Genomic DNA, 15953 nt, shown 5'->3' with positions numbered 1-15953 from the left:
CACACACCCGACTCCGGCGAATGCTTGCTTTACTGCCAACTTCGGTCGTCCTGCCTACAAGCGAACCATTGAGGTGGAACTTACTGCCCCTTCTTTGGACGTCAGAGAAGTCTTTCTGATTCCGTCGCTTACTCATTTCTCGCCAACTCGACCTCCCCCATTGCCAGTGCCTGTTTTAAGAGAAGTGCATTGCGGATCCCGCGTGGCAAGACCGCCAAGAACGCAGCCATTAGGCCATGGCGCCAGTGGCCATGGGACGTCAGCGCGTGCCCCAGTTGTGACAGCGCAGCATGTGCGGCCTGTTGTGGAGGGATGGTGATGGCCGCTGGTTCGGTGCCTGCAGCCATGGCCGTGGCCATTACGGTGGGCTGGAAGGACAGCACATCCAACTGATCGCGATACTCATAGGCCAGTGGAATGCTCAGGTGGTCGATAAATGCCTTGCATGCCCCATAGAGCTGAGTGCCAGGCCAGTAAAATCGGCCGACGATGGAGCCCACGTTCAACAGCGCCGCACGCCGTCCGGTGGACGCGGCATGGCGCAACAGGAGCGGAAGCAGCGTGTATGTCACGATGGCCGTTGTGCTGACATTTACGGCCAGCAAATGGCGCAGGGTCGTGGGCGGTACATCGCCATAGCGCCGATGCACCGTGGTGCCCACGCAATTGATGAGCACCGACAAATCAACATCCTGGGCAACAGCGACCAGGGATTCGTAGGTTTGCGGGGCGGTGTTCGACAGGTCTGCTGCCACAGTGCGAACTTGAACGCCCAGCGCCTGCATTTCCTCTTTTAATCGGTCGAGTTTGGACTGCGTGCGCGATACCAGAATCAGGTTGAAGCCGTGGCGCGCCAGATCCTGTGCGAAGGCTTTGCCCAGTCCATCGCTGGCCGCGGTGATGAGCGCCCAGCTTCCGGGGCCAAAACGCTCGGCCAGGTGCTCTCCATTCAACCGCTGTGGTAGCCAAAGATAGAGCCAAAGCCAGCGGGCCAGCCCAACCAGTGCCCAGATTAAAAGTGCCGCGCCGCCCAATTGCAGTACAACAGACGCATCAATCGCCATCGAAGGTTCTCCGGAATATGTGGGAGTCGTTATACCGTCGCTCTACTTCCGTCAGGGAGATACGCTCGATGAGGCCCAACGAAAGTCGTGATGGGCCGATGGTGCGCGGTCGATGCAATGCTGTCATTTACAAATGTTCAGAACGCCTGTGATCCCGGGCCGGATTTCAGTCTTCGCCGAATGCGGCTCAAATGCACCGGGGTCACGCCCAGATAGCCCGCCAGAATGTGCAGCGGAATCCGTGCGAGCTTGTCCGGCTGGGATACCAGCATGGTCTGGTAGCGCTGTGTCGGCGTTTGGGCGATGGCGGTCGTGTAAAGATTGATGTACTCGACGAGTCGCTGTTGCGTGAGCGCCAGCAGTTCGGATGGCATGGTCGCATGGGACTGAAACTTGGTCAGCACCGTATCCCGATGCAGCACACGCAACTGGCATGCTTCCATAGTGATCAGTTCAAGTCCACTAGGGCAACCGCTCAGCATGCTTTCCAGCGAGCAAACCATGTCATCTTCGAAGAAGAACTGAACTGTAGTTTCCGCACCTTCGGCATTGCGCACACAGAGACGCACTGCACCGGACTGAATGAGGTACAGGTATTTGGCGACCTCGCTCGCACGCAACAGTGGCTTATTGGCATCGACATGGACGTCTTCGCCGAATTCCAAAAAATAGTCGCGTAGGACAGTGTTTACGTGCATGAGTCGCAATATGGCACAGGCCAGATCGAGTCGCAAATGCCGTACTCATGACGGCGAGGGAGACATGTTAAGACGATGGATCAGCCCTTTTGAATCCATTGCTGAGACCTGAAGTAGCGCTCGCGGGGCGAATGCTCGCGAACGTGATCAAATTGGACATCAACCTGCCAGAGTAAAGGACAGCTCTTGGCCGATGGCTGGCCCAGATCGAATCCCGACGAGTCGTTGGAATTCTCTACTCCCCAGCCACCCCCGTATTCGGCTCACCGATGATCGCGCCCATTTCCGTTCGTGCCTTTTGCGGCGTTTTTCCTGTCCATGCGTGGAACGCCCGAGCAAAGGAATTGGAATCTTCCGGCGCGTCCCGCACCACCGTTTTCCCATCAGGAAAACCCTGATCGACCCAGGCCGGCCGCCGATTTCGGCCGGTTTTCCCGCTGCAGAAAGCAGCTGCATCGCGCTCTCACCCAAGCGATATCCCGCCCCCCGCACCCGCGCTCCAGCAAGCCTTCCAGCCCGCATACCTAGCCAAATCAGGTATGGTGCAACGCAATATTTCGCATCTTGACCGGCATTTCCATACCCATCAGGTATCAAAAATCCCGACCAAAAGTATTGGACGCTCCATTTCCCCGCCGCGTATAAATCCGTCCCATGAACTCCCCCCACGCAGCGTGCCCCATGTCCTCCGCCACCATCGAACGCATCGAAACCCGCCTCGTCGATCTGCCGACGATCCGTCCACACAAGCTGTCGGTGGCCACGATGCACGGCCAGACGCTGATGCTCGTGAAGGTGTTCTGCAGCGACGGCGCGATCGGTATCGGCGAAGGCACGACGATCGCCGGGATGGCCTACGGCCCGGAAAGCCCGGAAGCGATGAAGCTCGCGATCGACGCGTACCTCGCACCGGCGATCGTCGGCAAGGACGCCACGCGCGTCCAGACGCTGATGGCGTTCGTCGGCAAGCTCGCAAAGGTCAACCACTTCGCGAAGAGCGCACTCGAAACCGCGCTGCTCGACGCGCACGGCAAGCGGCTCGGCGTGCCGGTCAGCGAACTGCTCGGCGGCCGTCGCCGCGATCGCCTGCCGGTCGCGTGGACGCTCGCGTCGGGCGACACGGCCACCGACATCGCCGAAGCAGAACGGATGCTCGACCTGCGCCGCCACAACGTATTCAAGCTGAAGATCGGCGCGAAAGCGCCGGAAACGGATATCCGCCACGTCGCCGAGATCAAGAAGGCGCTCGGCGATCGCGCGTCGGTGCGCGTCGACGTGAACATGGCGTGGAGCGAAACGCAGGCCGCCCGCGCGATTCCGGCGCTCGCCGATGCGGGCTGCGAGCTGGTCGAGCAGCCGGTGGCGTCCGCGGCGGCGCTGGCGCGCCTGATGCGCCGCTTCCCCGTCGCGCTGATGGCCGATGAAATCCTGCAAGGCCCCGACAGCGCATTCGACATCGCGAAGCATCACGGCGCGGACGTGTTCGCGATCAAGATCGAACAGAGCGGCGGCCTGTTCGCCGCGCAGCGCGTGGCCGCGATCGCGGACGCGGCCGGCATCGAGCTGTACGGCGGCACGATGCTCGAAGGTGCGTTCGGCACGGTGGCGTCCGCGCACCTGTTCGCGAGTGTCGCGAACCTGCAGTGGGGCACCGAGCTGTTCGGGCCGCTGCTGATCACCGAAGAAATCCTGACGCAGCCGCTGGATTACAGCGACTTCGAACTGACCGTGCCGGACGGCCCCGGTCTCGGCATCGCGCTCGACGAGGACAAGGTCAGGCGTTTCACCCGCGACGGGCTGACGAAAGTCGTGCGGTAATCGGGTCAGGCAAAGACCGTCATTCCCCCAAATACACGTGGAGACAGCATCATGAGCGTCAAAGTTTTCGATACCAGGGAAGTTCAGGACCTGCTGAAGGCCGCGTCGAACGCGGGCGCGAACGGCACGAAGGGCGACGCGCGCACGCAGCAGATCGTGCTGCGCCTGCTCGGCGACCTGTTCAAGGCGATCGACGATCTCGACATCACGCCGGACGAAGTCTGGGCCGGCGTGAACTATCTGAACAAGCTTGGTCAGGATGGCGAAGCAGCGCTGCTCGCGGCCGGCCTCGGTCTCGAGAAATATCTCGACATCCGGATGGACGCCGAGGACGAAGCGATCGGCCTGCACGGCGGCACGCCGCGCACGATCGAGGGGCCGCTGTACGTGGCCGGCGCACCGGTGCGCGAAGGCGTCGCGAAGATCGACCTCGATGCCGACGACGGCGCGGGCCCGCTCGTGATTCACGGCACGGTCACGGGCCTCGACGGCAAGCCGGTGGCCGGCGCGCTGGTCGAGTGCTGGCACGCGAACTCGCATGGCTTCTACTCGCACTTCGACCCGACCGGCGCGCAGAGCGATTTCAACCTGCGCGGCGCGGTGAGGACGGGTGCGGACGGCAAATACGAATTCCGCACGCTGATGCCGGTCGGCTACGGCTGCCCGCCGCAGGGCGCGACGCAGCAACTGCTGAACCGCCTTGGGCGCCACGGCAATCGTCCCGCGCACGTGCACTTTTTCGTCGACGGTCCCGGTCACCGCAAGCTGACGACGCAGTTCAACATCGACGGCGATCCGCTGATCTGGGACGACTTCGCGTATGCGACGCGCGAGGAGCTGATTCCGCCCGTGGTCGCCAAGACCGGCGGCACGGCGCTCGGCATGAAAGCCGATGCGTACCAGGACATCGAGTTCAACTTCGTGTTGACGCCGCTGGTGCAGGGCCGGGACAACCAGATCGTCGAACGCCCGCGCGCTTCCGCCGCGGCATAACCGCCGGCGGCTCGGGCGGCGCGTGTGCGCCGCCGCTGCCGGCCGGTCCCCCGAGATTCAACCGATACCGATGCGAGCGTGCTTGCAGGACGCGGCACGCGCATGGAAGGAGCCATCATGTCCGCCACGATCGACCACACCGACACACTGGATCACCTGCTCGAAACCGCCGTGCAGGATGACAAGGAGGCCGGCATTTTCCGCTGCCGCCGCGACATCTTCACGAACGCGGAACTGTACGAGCTCGAGATGAAGCACATCTTCGAGGGCAACTGGGTGTATCTGGCGCACGAAAGCCAGATTCCGGACAACAACGATTACTACACGACGTGGATCGGCCGCCAGCCGATCGTCATCACGCGCGACAAGACCGGCGAGCTGCACGCGGTCATCAATGCGTGTGCGCACAAGGGCGCGATGCTGTGCCGCCGCAAGCATGGCAACAAGGGCAGCTTCACGTGCCCGTTCCACGGCTGGACCTTCTCGAACACCGGCAAGTTGCTGAAGGTGAAGGACGAGAAGACGACCGAGTATCCGGTGCAGTTCAACACGCACGGCTCGCACGACCTGAAGCAGGTCGCGCGCTTCGCGAACTATCGCGGCTTCCTGTTCGGCAGCCTCAACGCGGACGTGTTGCCGCTCGAGGATTACCTCGGCGAAGCGCGCGTGATCATCGACCAGATCGTCGACCAGGCGCCGAACGGGCTCGAAGTGCTGCGCGGCAACTCGTCCTACATCTACGAAGGCAACTGGAAGATGCAGATGGAGAACGGCTGCGACGGCTATCACGTCAGCACCGTGCACTGGAACTATGCGGCGACGATGGGCCGTCGCAAGGAAGACGGCACCAAGGCTGTCGATGCGAACAGCTGGAGCAAGTCGGTCGCGGGCGTGTACGGCTTCGACCACGGCCACATCCTGCTGTGGACCCGGACGATGAACCCGGAAGTGCGGCCCGTGTACCGGCACCGCGACGAAATCCGTGCGCGCGTCGGCGACGTGCGGGCCGATTTCATCGTGAACCAGACGCGCAACCTGTGCGTGTACCCGAACGTGTTCCTGATGGACCAGTTCAGCACGCAGATTCGCGTGGTGCGGCCGCTCGGCGTCGACAGGACCGAGGTCACGATCTTCTGCTTCGCGCCGAAGGGCGAGAGTGAAGCGGATCGCACGACGCGGATTCGCCAGTACGAGGATTTCTTCAACGTGACCGGCATGGGCACGGCCGACGATCTCGAGGAGTTCCGCGCGTGCCAGGCCGGCTATGCGGGCATCACGGCGATGTGGAACGACCTGTCGCGCGGCGCGCCGCTGTGGATCGACGGGCCGGACGAGAACGCGAGAAGGATGGGGCTGAACCCGCGCATTTCCGGCGAGCGCAGCGAGGACGAAGGGCTGTTCGTGTGCCAGCACGAACACTGGGTGAACGTGATGCGCGATGCGCTGAAGAAGGAACGCGGGGAGGTGGCGGCATGAGCTTCGATTACCGGACGATTTGCGCGGCGCTGTATCGCGAAGCGCGCCTGCTCGACGATCGCGCGTGGGACGAGTGGCTGACCTGCTACGCCGAGGACGTCACGTACTGGATGCCCGCGTGGGACGACGACGATCGTCCGACCGACGATCCGACCAGCCAGATCTCGCTGATGTACTACGCGGACCGCGGCGGTCTAGAGGATCGCGTGTTCCGGATCAAGACCGAGCGCAGCGGCGCATCGACACCCGAGCCGCGCACCAGCCACAACGTGACGAACGTCGAGGTGCTGGCCGAGCGCGATGGCGAGGTGGACGTGCGCTACAACTTTCACACGCTGAACCACCGTTACCGCGTGACCGATCACTTCTTCGGCACGATGTTCGTCACGTTGCGCAAGGTGGGCGACGCGCTGCTGATCTCGCACAAGAAGATCGTGCTGAAGAACGATTACATCCGGCAGGTGCTCGACGTGTACCACGTCTGACGCCGATCGTTTCGACAGGAAGGAAAGGGAGGCGACGTCATGTCCACCTACAAGATTGCACTGAATTTCGAGGACGGGGTCACCCGCTTCATCGACTGCAAGGCTGGCGAGAAAGTGCTCGACGCGGCCTTTCGCGCGAAGATCAACCTGCCGATGGATTGCTCCGACGGCGTGTGCGGCACCTGCAAGTGCCGCGCCGAAAGCGGCCGCTACGATCTCGGCGACGATTACATCGACGACGCGCTCACCGAGGACGAGAAGGACGACGGCCTCGTGCTGACGTGCCAGATGGTGCCGCAAAGCGATTGCGTGATCGCGGTGCCGACGTCGTCGGTCGCCTGCAAGACCGGGCAGAGCAGCTTTGCCGCGACGGTCGCGAAGGTCGAGCAGCACAACGATGCGGCCGTCGTGCTCGAACTCGATGTCGGCGCGAGCGCGCCGGTGTTCCTCCCGGGCCAGTACGTGAACATCGGCGTGCCGGGCAGCGGCCAGCACCGCTCGTATTCGTTCTCGTCCGCGCCGGGCGACGCGAAGGTGGGCTTCCTGATCAAGAAGATTCCCGGCGGCGTGATGAGCACGTGGCTCGAATCGGCGCGGCCGGGCGACACGCTCGAACTGCACGGGCCGCTCGGCAGCTTCTATCTGCGCGACGTACAGCGGCCGCTGCTGTTCCTCGCCGGCGGCACGGGCCTCGCGCCGTTCCTGTCGATGCTCGACGTGCTCGCACGCAGCGGGTCGCAGCAGAAGGTGCACCTGATCTACGGCGTCACGCGCGATCTCGATCTCGTGCTGGTCGACGCGATCGAGGCGGTGGCGGCGAAGCTGCCGAACTTCAGCTTCGCGACGGTCGTCGCGGACGCCGCGTCGAGCCATCCGCGCAAGGGCTGGGTCACGCAGCACATCCCGGCCGACGCGCTGAACGACGGCGACGTCGACGTGTATCTGTGCGGGCCGCCTCCGATGGTCGATGCGGTGCGCCAGTATTTCGACGACGCAGGCGTGAAGCCGCACAGCTTCCACTACGAGAAGTTCACCCCCAACGTCACGGCAAAGGCGGCATGACCATGCAACGATTCTCCGGCAAGGTCGTCGTCGTCACCGGCGCGGCGCAGGGCATCGGCCGCGGTGTCGCGCTGCGCGCGGCGGCCGAGGGCGGCAAGGTGCTGTTCGTCGATCGCGCGGATTTCGTGGCGGAGGTGGCCGCGCAAGCGCCGGGCGGCAATACGGCCGGCTTCGTCGCGGATCTCGAGACGTACGACGGCGCGCATGCGGCGATGGCGTGCGCGGTGCAGGCCTTCGGCGGCATCGACATCCTGATCAACGGCGTCGGCGGCGCGATCCGCATGCGGCCGTTCGCCGAGTTCGAGCCGGCGCAGATCGACGCGGAAATCCGCCGTTCGCTGATGCCGACGCTCTATGCGTGCCATGCGGTGCTGCCGCATCTGATCGCGCGCGGCGGCGGCACGATCGTCAACGTCTCGTCGAACGCGACGCGCGGCATTCGCCGCGTGCCGTACTCGGCGGCGAAGGGCGGCGTGAACGCGTTGACGTCGGCGCTCGCGATGGAATACGCGGAACACGGCATCCGCGTCGTCGCCACCGCGCCCGGGGGGACCAACGCGCCGCCGCGCCGCGTGCCGCGCAATGCGGCCGGCGACACCGAGCAGGAACAGGCGTGGATGGCCGAGGCCGTGCGGCAGGTGACCGAATCGACGTACTTCAAGCGCTACGGCAGCCTCGACGAGCAGATCGCGCCGATCCTGTTCCTCGCGTCGGACGAGGCGAGCTACATCACGGGTACGGTGCTGCCGGTCGCGGGTGGGGATACGGGTTGAAGGGCGCGCCTGCCGATTCGCTTGTTCCACAGCGGCACGCGCCGTGGTCGAGCGTGCGACGACGATCACATAACCGGCCGGCGCGGCGAGCCCGGCCACGGAGACATTCATGAGCAAACGCGAAGCGATCATCCCGGCCGGCATGGAGGCCGTGTACGAAAAAATCGGCTATGCGCCGGCGATCAAGGTCGGCGATACCGTTTACGTATCCGGCCAGATCGGCCGCGACGCGGCGATGCAGTTGATCGAGGGCCGCGAAGCCCAGATCGTGCAGGCGTTCGAGAACCTGCGGCAAGTGCTGGAGGCGGCCGGCGCATCGTTCGACGATGTGGTCGATCTCACGACGTTTCACACGGACATGCGCGACCTGCCGCTGTTCATGCAGGTACGCGACCGCTATTTCCATGCGCATCCGCGGCCGGCGTGGACCGCGACCGGCGCGCACATGCTCGGCGGCTCGCCCGGCTATATCGTCGAAATCAAGGCGGTGGCGGTGCTGGCACGCTGATTCGGTTCGTCGCCGAACGCTACTTTGCGTCCTCCGGCGTGAGGGGTGGTGATGTCGACAGGTGACGCAGCCGGCTGCTGCTTGGCGACGAAACCGACACCCTACTTGTGAATCGCCCCCCGCAACCGCCTCACATCCCGCTCCGACACCGGCGCGGCCCGATTTCCCCACGCACCGCGCACGTAGCTGACCACCGCGGCGATCTCGCCGCTCGTCAGCGCGCCGCGCATCGCCGGCATCCGCTGCACCGGCCCGGGCTTCCCGGGCGCGGGCCGCGCGCCTTCGACCACGATCCGGATCGTGCTGGTCGGATCGGCCGCGAGCACGATCGAACTGCCCGCGAGCGCCGGCCCGCGATCGGGGACGCCTTTGCCTTCGGCACCGTGGCAACGCGCACAGAACCCCGCATACACGCCGGCCCCCGGCGCCTGCTGGCCGCTTTCCGGACGAGGGCCGGCCACCGTCAGCCGCGGCACGCCCACCCCCACCGGATTCGTCGCGGCAGTCGGTTGCGCCGGCAACGACTTCAGGTACACCGCGATCGCATGGCGGTCGGCATCCGTCAGCAACGCGGTGCTTTCGCCGACGACCGGCGCCATCGCGCCGAACACCGCGCCGCGCGCCGCATGGCCGCTGCGCAGGAATGCGGCGATGTCGTCGGCCGACCAGCGGCCGAGGCCGTCCGGGTCCGCGCCGGTCAGGTTCGGCGCGAACCAGTGATCGTTGATGCCGCCGGTGAGAAACGCGGGGCTGCGCTCGTCGTAGCCGCGTTCGTTGTAGGCCGGCCCGCGCGGCGTATGGCAGGCGCCGCAATGGCCGAGCCCCTGCACCAGATAGGCGCCGCGATTCCATTCCGCCGATCGAGACGGCTGCGGCGCGAACCGGTCGCGGTTCGCGAATGCGAGACTCCACAGCCCGAGCGCCCAGCGCTGGTTGAACGGAAACGGCAACTGCGTGAGCTTCGCCGCGTTCGGCGAAGGCGCGACGCCGCGCATGAAATACGCATACAACGCACGCACGTCGTCGTCGCTCAGGTGCGCGAGCGACGGGTAGGGCATCGCCGGATACAGCCGGCTGCCGTCCGCGCGCACGCCGCGCCGCAATGCATCGTCGAACTGGCGCAGCGTGTAGTGGCCGATTCCGTGCGTCGGGTCCGGCGTGATGTTCGGCGCATAGATCGGCCCGAACGGCGAATTCACCGGCTGACCGCCCGCGTACGGCGTATGGTCGGCCGCGTCGTGGCACGCGGCGCAGTCGCCGGCGAGCGCGAGGTAGCGGCCGCGCGCGAGCGTCGCGGCGTCGGCGCTCGCGGCAGCCGCGGCGATCGTCGGGCGGCGGGCGGTCGAAGCGGAAGCCGCATGCGGAGGCTGGGCGGCCGCGCCAGATGCGCCAGATGCGCCGGAATCCGCCGCCCGCGACCGGGAAAGGCGTGGGTCGTCTCTCGCGCGAGCTGACATCGACGCGCCGGCATCGGCCGCCGACGTGCGAATCCGCACGAACCGCCAGCCCGATGCTGGCTCGGGCGCTTGCGCCGCCGACGCTGCGCCGGCCGTGTCCGCAGCGGCCGCGTTGTCGTCGCGCTGCATGTCGCATCCGCCGAGCGCGACGCATATCGCGACCGCTACCGCGGCGCCCGCGCGGCGGCCCGGCACGAAGCACGGAGCGAACGAGATCAGCGCCATGGGCTGCAAGGCCCCACGAAAGCGGTGACGATCCCCGTAAACACCAGACCGATCACGAAGCCGAGCGCGGCGAGCATCCCGCAGCGCGCGAGAAAGCGCGTACTGTCGTCGCGCGCCGCGACGGGCGCATCGGCATCGTGCCGCTGCCGCCACGCGCGCGCGAGCCACGTTGCGCAGGCCGCGGCCAGCGCGAACGCGCCCGCGGCGATCAGCGCGAGCCACACGCCGACGTGCGCCCAGCGCGGCGCGGCCTGTGCGACGCCGAGCGGATAGCACGCGGTGGACGCGAGCGTCTCCGACACGAGCATCTGCGCGAACCAGAGCGCGGGCGCGCCGACCAGGCCGGCCGCGATCGCGAGCAGCGGTGTCCACGCGCGGCGTGCGTCGTTCATCCGGTACTCCTCAGCCAGAATGGCGATACGTACAGCGCGGTGAAGATGAACAGCCACACGATGTCGACGAAGTGCCAGTAGAGCCCGCCGACCGTCAACGCGACGCGTCGCTCGCGGCCGAAGAAACCGGCGGCCGTCCACCCGGCGAGCAGCGCAAGGATCGCGAGGCCGGCCACGACGTGCGCGAGGTGGAAGCCGGTGATCGTGAAATAGAGGCTGCCGTACAGATGCGCGGTCGGGCCGTACGGATGGTCGCGCCATTCGTGCCACTGGACCAGCGCGAACGCGGCGCCGAGCACCAGCGCGACGACGAGCATCGCGACCGCGCGCACTTGCCGGTCGGCGCGCACCGCGCGTTCCGCGAGCCACACGAACACGCTGCTCGACAGCAGTACGACCGTGTTGGCGGCCGCGAGCCCGATCTTCGGCATTCCTTCGGGCGGCCACGGCGCGGACCATTGCGACTGCAGGTAGAAGTAGCAGAACAGCAGGTAGCCGAACAGCCCGGCCTCCGTCACGATCAGCGTGAGCACGCCCCACCAGCCGCCTGCGCGCTCGCCGCAACTGCCGACCGGCAGCGGCTCGATGCACGCGGCCGGGGCGCCGGCCGGCGCCGTCGCGGACGGCGGCTCGTCCGGATGCGGCCCGGCGGCCGCGGCGGGCGCCTGCGTGTCGGCGCGGGCCGGCAGGCGCGCGCGCTGCCCGAGCGTGCGGCGCGGCCACAGCCATGCGGCGGTGGCGATCGCGCACCCGGCGACGGCCGCGCAGACGAGGGTCGGCGAGCGCGCGAGCATCGCCGCGAATACGCCGGTCGCCAGCAGCGCGAGCACGAACGGCACGCAACTGTCTTCGGGCATCTTCAGGATCGCGCTGGGTGCCGCGGCGAGCGGCGTGACCGCGAGCGCCTCGCGCCCGTCCGCGAGCCGGTAGCCGACCCGCAGGCTGGTGCGCGCCGGATCGTCGCGCGTTTCCCACAGCGGATGCCGCGACGCGACGAGCGGCAGCACCGCGAAGTTGTACACCGGCGTCGGCGACGCGACGGACCATTCGAGGCCGGCCCCGCCCCAAGGGTTGTCGCCGGCGCGCGTGCCGCGCCGCGCGCTCACCAGCGCATTGACGACGAACATCGCGATGCCGATCCCGAACACGAACGAGCCGATCGTCGTCAGCAGGTTCGACGTGTCCCAGCCCATCCCGGACGGATAGGTATAGATGCGGCGCGGCATCCCGAGCAGCCCGGACACGTGCATCGGAAAGAAGCCGAGATTGAAGCCGACCAGCACGACCCAGAAGGTCCAGCGGCCGAACCGCTCGTTCATCATTCGCCCGGTGAACTTCGGGAACCAGTACGTGACGCCGCCGAGCACCGGAAACACGTTGATGCCGAGCAGCACGTAATGCAGATGCGCGACGACGAAGTACGTATCGGTGAGCTGCCAGTCGAGCGGCACGGCCGCGGTCATCACGCCCGACACGCCGCCGATCACGAACATCAGCACGAAGCCCGCGAAATACAGGAACGGCGTGCGGAACACGGGGCGGCCGGTCCAGATCGTCGCGATCCACGCGAACACCGCGACCGCGCTCGGAATCGAGATCAGCATGCTCGCGGCGCCGAAGAACGCGAGCGCGAGCGGCGCGATGCCCGTCGCGAACATGTGGTGGACCCACACTTCGAAGCCGATCAGCATCGTCGCGACGGTCGATACCGCGACGGCCTCGTATGCGACGAGCGGCCGCCGGCAGAAGGTCGGCAGCGCGTCGGACACGATCCCCATCGCCGGCAGCACGACCACGTAGACCCACGGATGCGCGAACATCCAGAACAGGTGCTGCCACAACAGCGGCCGGCCGCCGTGCGCGACGTCGAAGAAGTGCGTGCCCGCATTGCGGTCGAGCCACAGCAGCAGGAACGCGAGGCTCACCGACGGCACCGCGACCAGGTTCGCGACCGACGCGGTCAGCGTGCCCCACACGATGATCGGCAGCCGGTCGATCGACATGCCGTGCGCGCGCATCCGCAGCAGCGTGACGACGAAGTTCGCGGCGCCGCCCGTCGTCGAGATGCCGAGCAGGATCATCCCGAGCGCATAGATGTCGATGTTCGCACCGGCGCTGTAGTCGAGCGACGTGAGCGGCACGTAGTTGAACCAGCCGCCGTCCGGCACCGCACCGAGCGGAAAGCTCGCGTACAGGAACAGCCCGGCGAACAGGAACGCCCAGTACGAGAACGCATTGAGCCGCGGAAACGCCATGTCGCGCGAGCCGAGCATCAGCGGCCACAAGTAGTTCGCGAAGCCGGACAGCACCGGCAGCGCGTACAGGAAGATCATCGTGACGCCGTGCATCGTGAACAGCGAATCGTATTGCGCGGGCGTGAGCAGCGTCGCGTTCGGCCGTGCGAGCTGGATGCGCATCACGAGCGCCTCGACGCCTCCCAGCAGCAGGAACGCGAACGCGGTGACGATGTAGCGCAGCCCGATGCGCTTGTGATCGACGGTGCCGAGCCAGCCGCGCCAGCCGGGTTCGGACTCCCATTGCTCGGCCAGCGCGCGCTCGTGCGCGGAACCGGGCGGCGCTTCGCCGAGATCGGGTACGCGGCTGAGCGGGGTGGGCGTGTCGCGGGCAATGGCCATCGGCATCCTCGGTTCAGTGCAGCGTCGCGAGATACGCGGCGAGATCGTCGGCGTCGCGCGGCGCGAGCGCGATCGACGGCATCAGCGATTGCGGCTTGATCTGCTGCGCATGCGCGATCCAGCGGCGCAGGTTGTCGGGCGTGTTGTCGAGCGTGCCGGCCGCGAGCAGCCGGCGCGTGCCGACGTGCGTGAGATCGGGGCCCGCGTCGCCCGTTGCGTCGGTGCCGCGCACCGCGTGGCAGCCCGCGCAGCGCGCGGCGAACACGCGTTGGCCGCGGCGCTCGGCGCCGGCCGCGGGCGCCGGGGCCGGTTGGCGCTGCGCGGCGAGCCACGCACGGAATGCGGCCGGCGGCTCGGCCACCACTTCGAACGCCATGTGTGCATGCTGCGCGCCGCAGTATTGCGAGCACTGACCGCGATAGACGCCCGGCCGGTCGGCCTGCAGCCATTGGCGATTGGTCTGGCCGGGAATCGTCTGGGTCTTGCCGGCGAGTTGCGGCACCCAGAACGCATGAATCACGTCGGCGCTTTTCAGTTCGATCGCGATCGGCTCGCCCACCGGAATATGGATTTCGTTCGCGGTGACGAAGGCCGGGCCGCCGGCATCGTCCGGATAACGAACGGCCCACCACCAGTCGTACGCGGTCACCGCGATCGTCAGTGCGGGCGGGCGCGGCGGTGTCGCGATCGCGCCGAGCACGCGCAGCATGTAGACGAGCGCGCCGAACAGCAGCAGGATCGAGATCGCGGAGCCCACGGTCACGATCGTCAGCCCGCTGCCATGGCCGCCGCCCGCCCGCGCGCGACGGCGAAACAGCGCGATCAGCAGCAGCACGGCGATCGCGACGCAGACGAACAGGCACAGCGCGAGCAGCGCCCAGCCGAGCACGAAGACCGGCTGCGCGGCGGGGCCGGCCGCGTGCACGACGTAGGCGAGCGGCAGCGGCGCGGCCGGATTGCCGGACTCCGCAGGCTCGGCGGCCGCGCGCGCGACGAGCGGCGCGACCGCCCACGCGAACGGTGCGATGCATGCGATATGACGCGTTTTTCTGAACAGCGGAACGAGCAACGCGACTCCTTGCCGATGGCGGCGGCATGACGAAAGCCGTTCGCGGCCGAGCAAGTTTCGTGCGTACGCGGCTCGCATGCTTGCGGCCGCGGCGAGGCGGAATGGCGCACGCAACGCGCCGGTGCGTTACAGCCGGTTTGTAAATCGGGTGGCCGTTCACGGCGCGCGCCGGCACGATACGGTCCGCATGGGTCCGCATCGTCCGCGGCATGTCGTTTGCTGCGCCGATCGCGTTCCGGCACGCAGCGGCGCAAAAGCTTCGTCGGCATGCCGGCCCTCATCGAAAAAATCGAAAAACGGGAGGAACCGACCGTGAAGACCGTCGCGATCACCGGCGCGAGCGCCGGCGTCGGCCGTGCGACCGCCCACGCGTTCGCGCGGCGCGGCGCGAACGTCGCGCTGCTCGCTCGCGACCCGGAAGCACTGCACGACACCGCGTGCGAGGTGCGTGCGTACGGCGTCCGGGCGCTGCCGATCGCCGTCGACGTCAGCGATGCGGCCGCGCTCGACGCGGCCGCCGAGCGGATCGAACACGAGCTCGGGCCGCTCGACGTGTGGGTCAACAATGCGATGGTCACCGTGTTCGCGCCGTTCGACGCAATCTCGCCGGAAGACTATGCGCGCGTGACGGCCGTGACCTACCTCGGCTGCGTGTACGGCACGCGGGCCGCGCTTGCGCGTATGGCGCCGCGCAACCGCGGCACGATCGTGCAGGTCGGCTCGGCGCTCGCGTACCGGTCGATTCCGCTGCAAGCACCGTACTGCGGCGCGAAACACGCGATCCGCGGCTTTACCGACGCGCTGCGCTGCGAACTGCTGCATGCGCACAGCCGTGTGCGCGTGACGATGGTGCAATTGCCCGCGATCGACACGCCGCAGTTCGACTGGGCCGAATCCGTGCTGCCGCACGCGCCGCGTCCGGTTGCGCCGGTCTATGCGCCGGAGGTGGCGGCCGACGCGATCGTGCACGCTGCGCGGCATCCGTGCCGCGAGCGCTGGGTCGGCTGGTCGTCGCTCGCCGCGATCGTCGCGAACGGTATCGCGCCCGGTTGCTTCGACCGCTATCTCGCACGAACGGCGGTGCGCGGCCAGCAGCGCGCCGCGCCGGCCGGGCCGCGCCCGTCGAACCTGTGGGCGACCGTGCCCGGCGGGCATGCGACGCGCGGCGCGTTCACCGACGAAGCGTGCCGCACGGGCGTCGAGGCCGGGCTCGGCGCATCGCGTGCGCTCGCGTTCGGCGCGGCGCTCGCCGTGCTCGCGACCGCGCTTGCCGTCGCGCGCAAGTGGAACCGGTGAG

At 67.2% G+C, this 15953-nt stretch carries 14 protein-coding genes; 8 read left to right on the top strand and 6 right to left on the bottom strand.

Annotated elements, in window-relative coordinates:
• Positions 1–128: 128 nt before the first annotated feature.
• Positions 129–1064, bottom strand: coding sequence for an SDR family oxidoreductase (locus tag WT24_RS18270; protein WP_060035367.1), 936 nt, complete (start codon positions 1062–1064; stop codon positions 129–131).
• Positions 1065–1201: 137 nt separating this feature from the next.
• Positions 1202–1798 carry a Crp/Fnr family transcriptional regulator gene (locus tag WT24_RS18265; RefSeq protein ID WP_257126858.1) on the bottom strand — a complete coding sequence of 199 codons (597 nt, stop codon included), beginning with the start codon at positions 1796–1798 and terminating at the stop codon, positions 1202–1204.
• Between the two features lie 645 nt (positions 1799–2443).
• Between WT24_RS18265 and WT24_RS18260 the strand changes: the two genes are divergently transcribed.
• The 7 genes from WT24_RS18260 (at position 2444) to WT24_RS18230 (ending at position 8877) form a co-directional block, all read left to right on the top strand.
• Positions 2444–3580 carry a muconate/chloromuconate family cycloisomerase gene (locus WT24_RS18260; RefSeq protein WP_059794200.1) on the top strand — a complete coding sequence of 379 codons (1137 nt, stop codon included), beginning with the start codon at positions 2444–2446 and terminating at the stop codon, positions 3578–3580.
• Between the two features lie 51 nt (positions 3581–3631).
• Positions 3632–4573, top strand: a complete 942-nt coding sequence (gene catA / locus WT24_RS18255) for a catechol 1,2-dioxygenase (protein ID WP_060035365.1) — start codon at positions 3632–3634, stop codon at positions 4571–4573.
• Between the two features lie 117 nt (positions 4574–4690).
• On the top strand, positions 4691–6049 hold the full coding sequence (locus WT24_RS18250; protein ID WP_060035388.1) for a Rieske 2Fe-2S domain-containing protein: 1359 nt from the start codon (positions 4691–4693) through the stop codon (positions 6047–6049).
• Positions 6046–6534, top strand: a complete 489-nt coding sequence (gene benB, locus WT24_RS18245; protein WP_059499297.1) for a benzoate 1,2-dioxygenase small subunit — start codon at positions 6046–6048, stop codon at positions 6532–6534. Before WT24_RS18250 ends, benB begins: the two co-directional genes overlap by 4 nt.
• Before the next feature lie 39 nt (positions 6535–6573).
• Entirely contained in the window at positions 6574–7596 is a 1023-nt protein-coding gene (gene benC, locus WT24_RS18240; protein ID WP_060035363.1) for a benzoate 1,2-dioxygenase electron transfer component BenC, read from the top strand.
• Positions 7593–8369: a benzoate diol dehydrogenase BenD gene (benD, locus tag WT24_RS18235; protein WP_059794205.1), complete on the top strand. Its 777-nt coding sequence runs from the start codon at positions 7593–7595 to the stop codon at positions 8367–8369. Before benC ends, benD begins: the two co-directional genes overlap by 4 nt.
• A gap of 109 nt (positions 8370–8478) precedes the next feature.
• Positions 8479–8877 (top strand): RidA family protein, encoded by a 399-nt coding sequence (locus WT24_RS18230; RefSeq protein WP_060035362.1) that lies wholly within the window; start codon positions 8479–8481, stop codon positions 8875–8877.
• 101 nt (positions 8878–8978) lie between these two features.
• Here WT24_RS18230 and WT24_RS18225 read toward each other — a convergent pair whose 3' ends face one another.
• The 4 genes from WT24_RS18225 to coxB are packed head-to-tail and all read right to left on the bottom strand — an operon-like array spanning position 8979 to position 14656.
• A complete protein-coding gene (locus WT24_RS18225) occupies positions 8979–10559 on the bottom strand; it encodes a cytochrome c (protein WP_060035360.1) in 1581 nt (526 codons plus the stop codon).
• On the bottom strand, positions 10550–10951 hold the full coding sequence (locus WT24_RS18220; RefSeq protein ID WP_060035359.1) for a hypothetical protein: 402 nt from the start codon (positions 10949–10951) through the stop codon (positions 10550–10552). Before WT24_RS18220 ends, WT24_RS18225 begins: the two co-directional genes overlap by 10 nt.
• Positions 10948–13587: a cytochrome c oxidase subunit I gene (gene ctaD / locus WT24_RS18215; RefSeq protein ID WP_060035357.1), complete on the bottom strand. Its 2640-nt coding sequence runs from the start codon at positions 13585–13587 to the stop codon at positions 10948–10950. The genes WT24_RS18220 and ctaD overlap by 4 nt, the downstream gene beginning before the upstream one ends.
• Positions 13588–13600: 13 nt before the next feature.
• Positions 13601–14656 (bottom strand): cytochrome c oxidase subunit II, encoded by a 1056-nt coding sequence (coxB, locus tag WT24_RS18210; RefSeq protein ID WP_059499303.1) that lies wholly within the window; start codon positions 14654–14656, stop codon positions 13601–13603.
• Positions 14657–14968: 312 nt separating this feature from the next.
• On the opposite strand from coxB, the gene WT24_RS18205 reads away from it, so the two are divergent.
• Entirely contained in the window at positions 14969–15952 is a 984-nt protein-coding gene (locus WT24_RS18205) for an SDR family oxidoreductase (protein WP_060035386.1), read from the top strand.
• The last annotated feature ends 1 nt before the right edge of the window (position 15953 follow it).

This window comes from Burkholderia sp. MSMB1078WGS, assembly GCF_001528895.1.
Lineage (GTDB): Bacteria > Pseudomonadota > Gammaproteobacteria > Burkholderiales > Burkholderiaceae > Burkholderia.
This window is presented reverse-complemented; position numbering and strand designations above follow the sequence as displayed.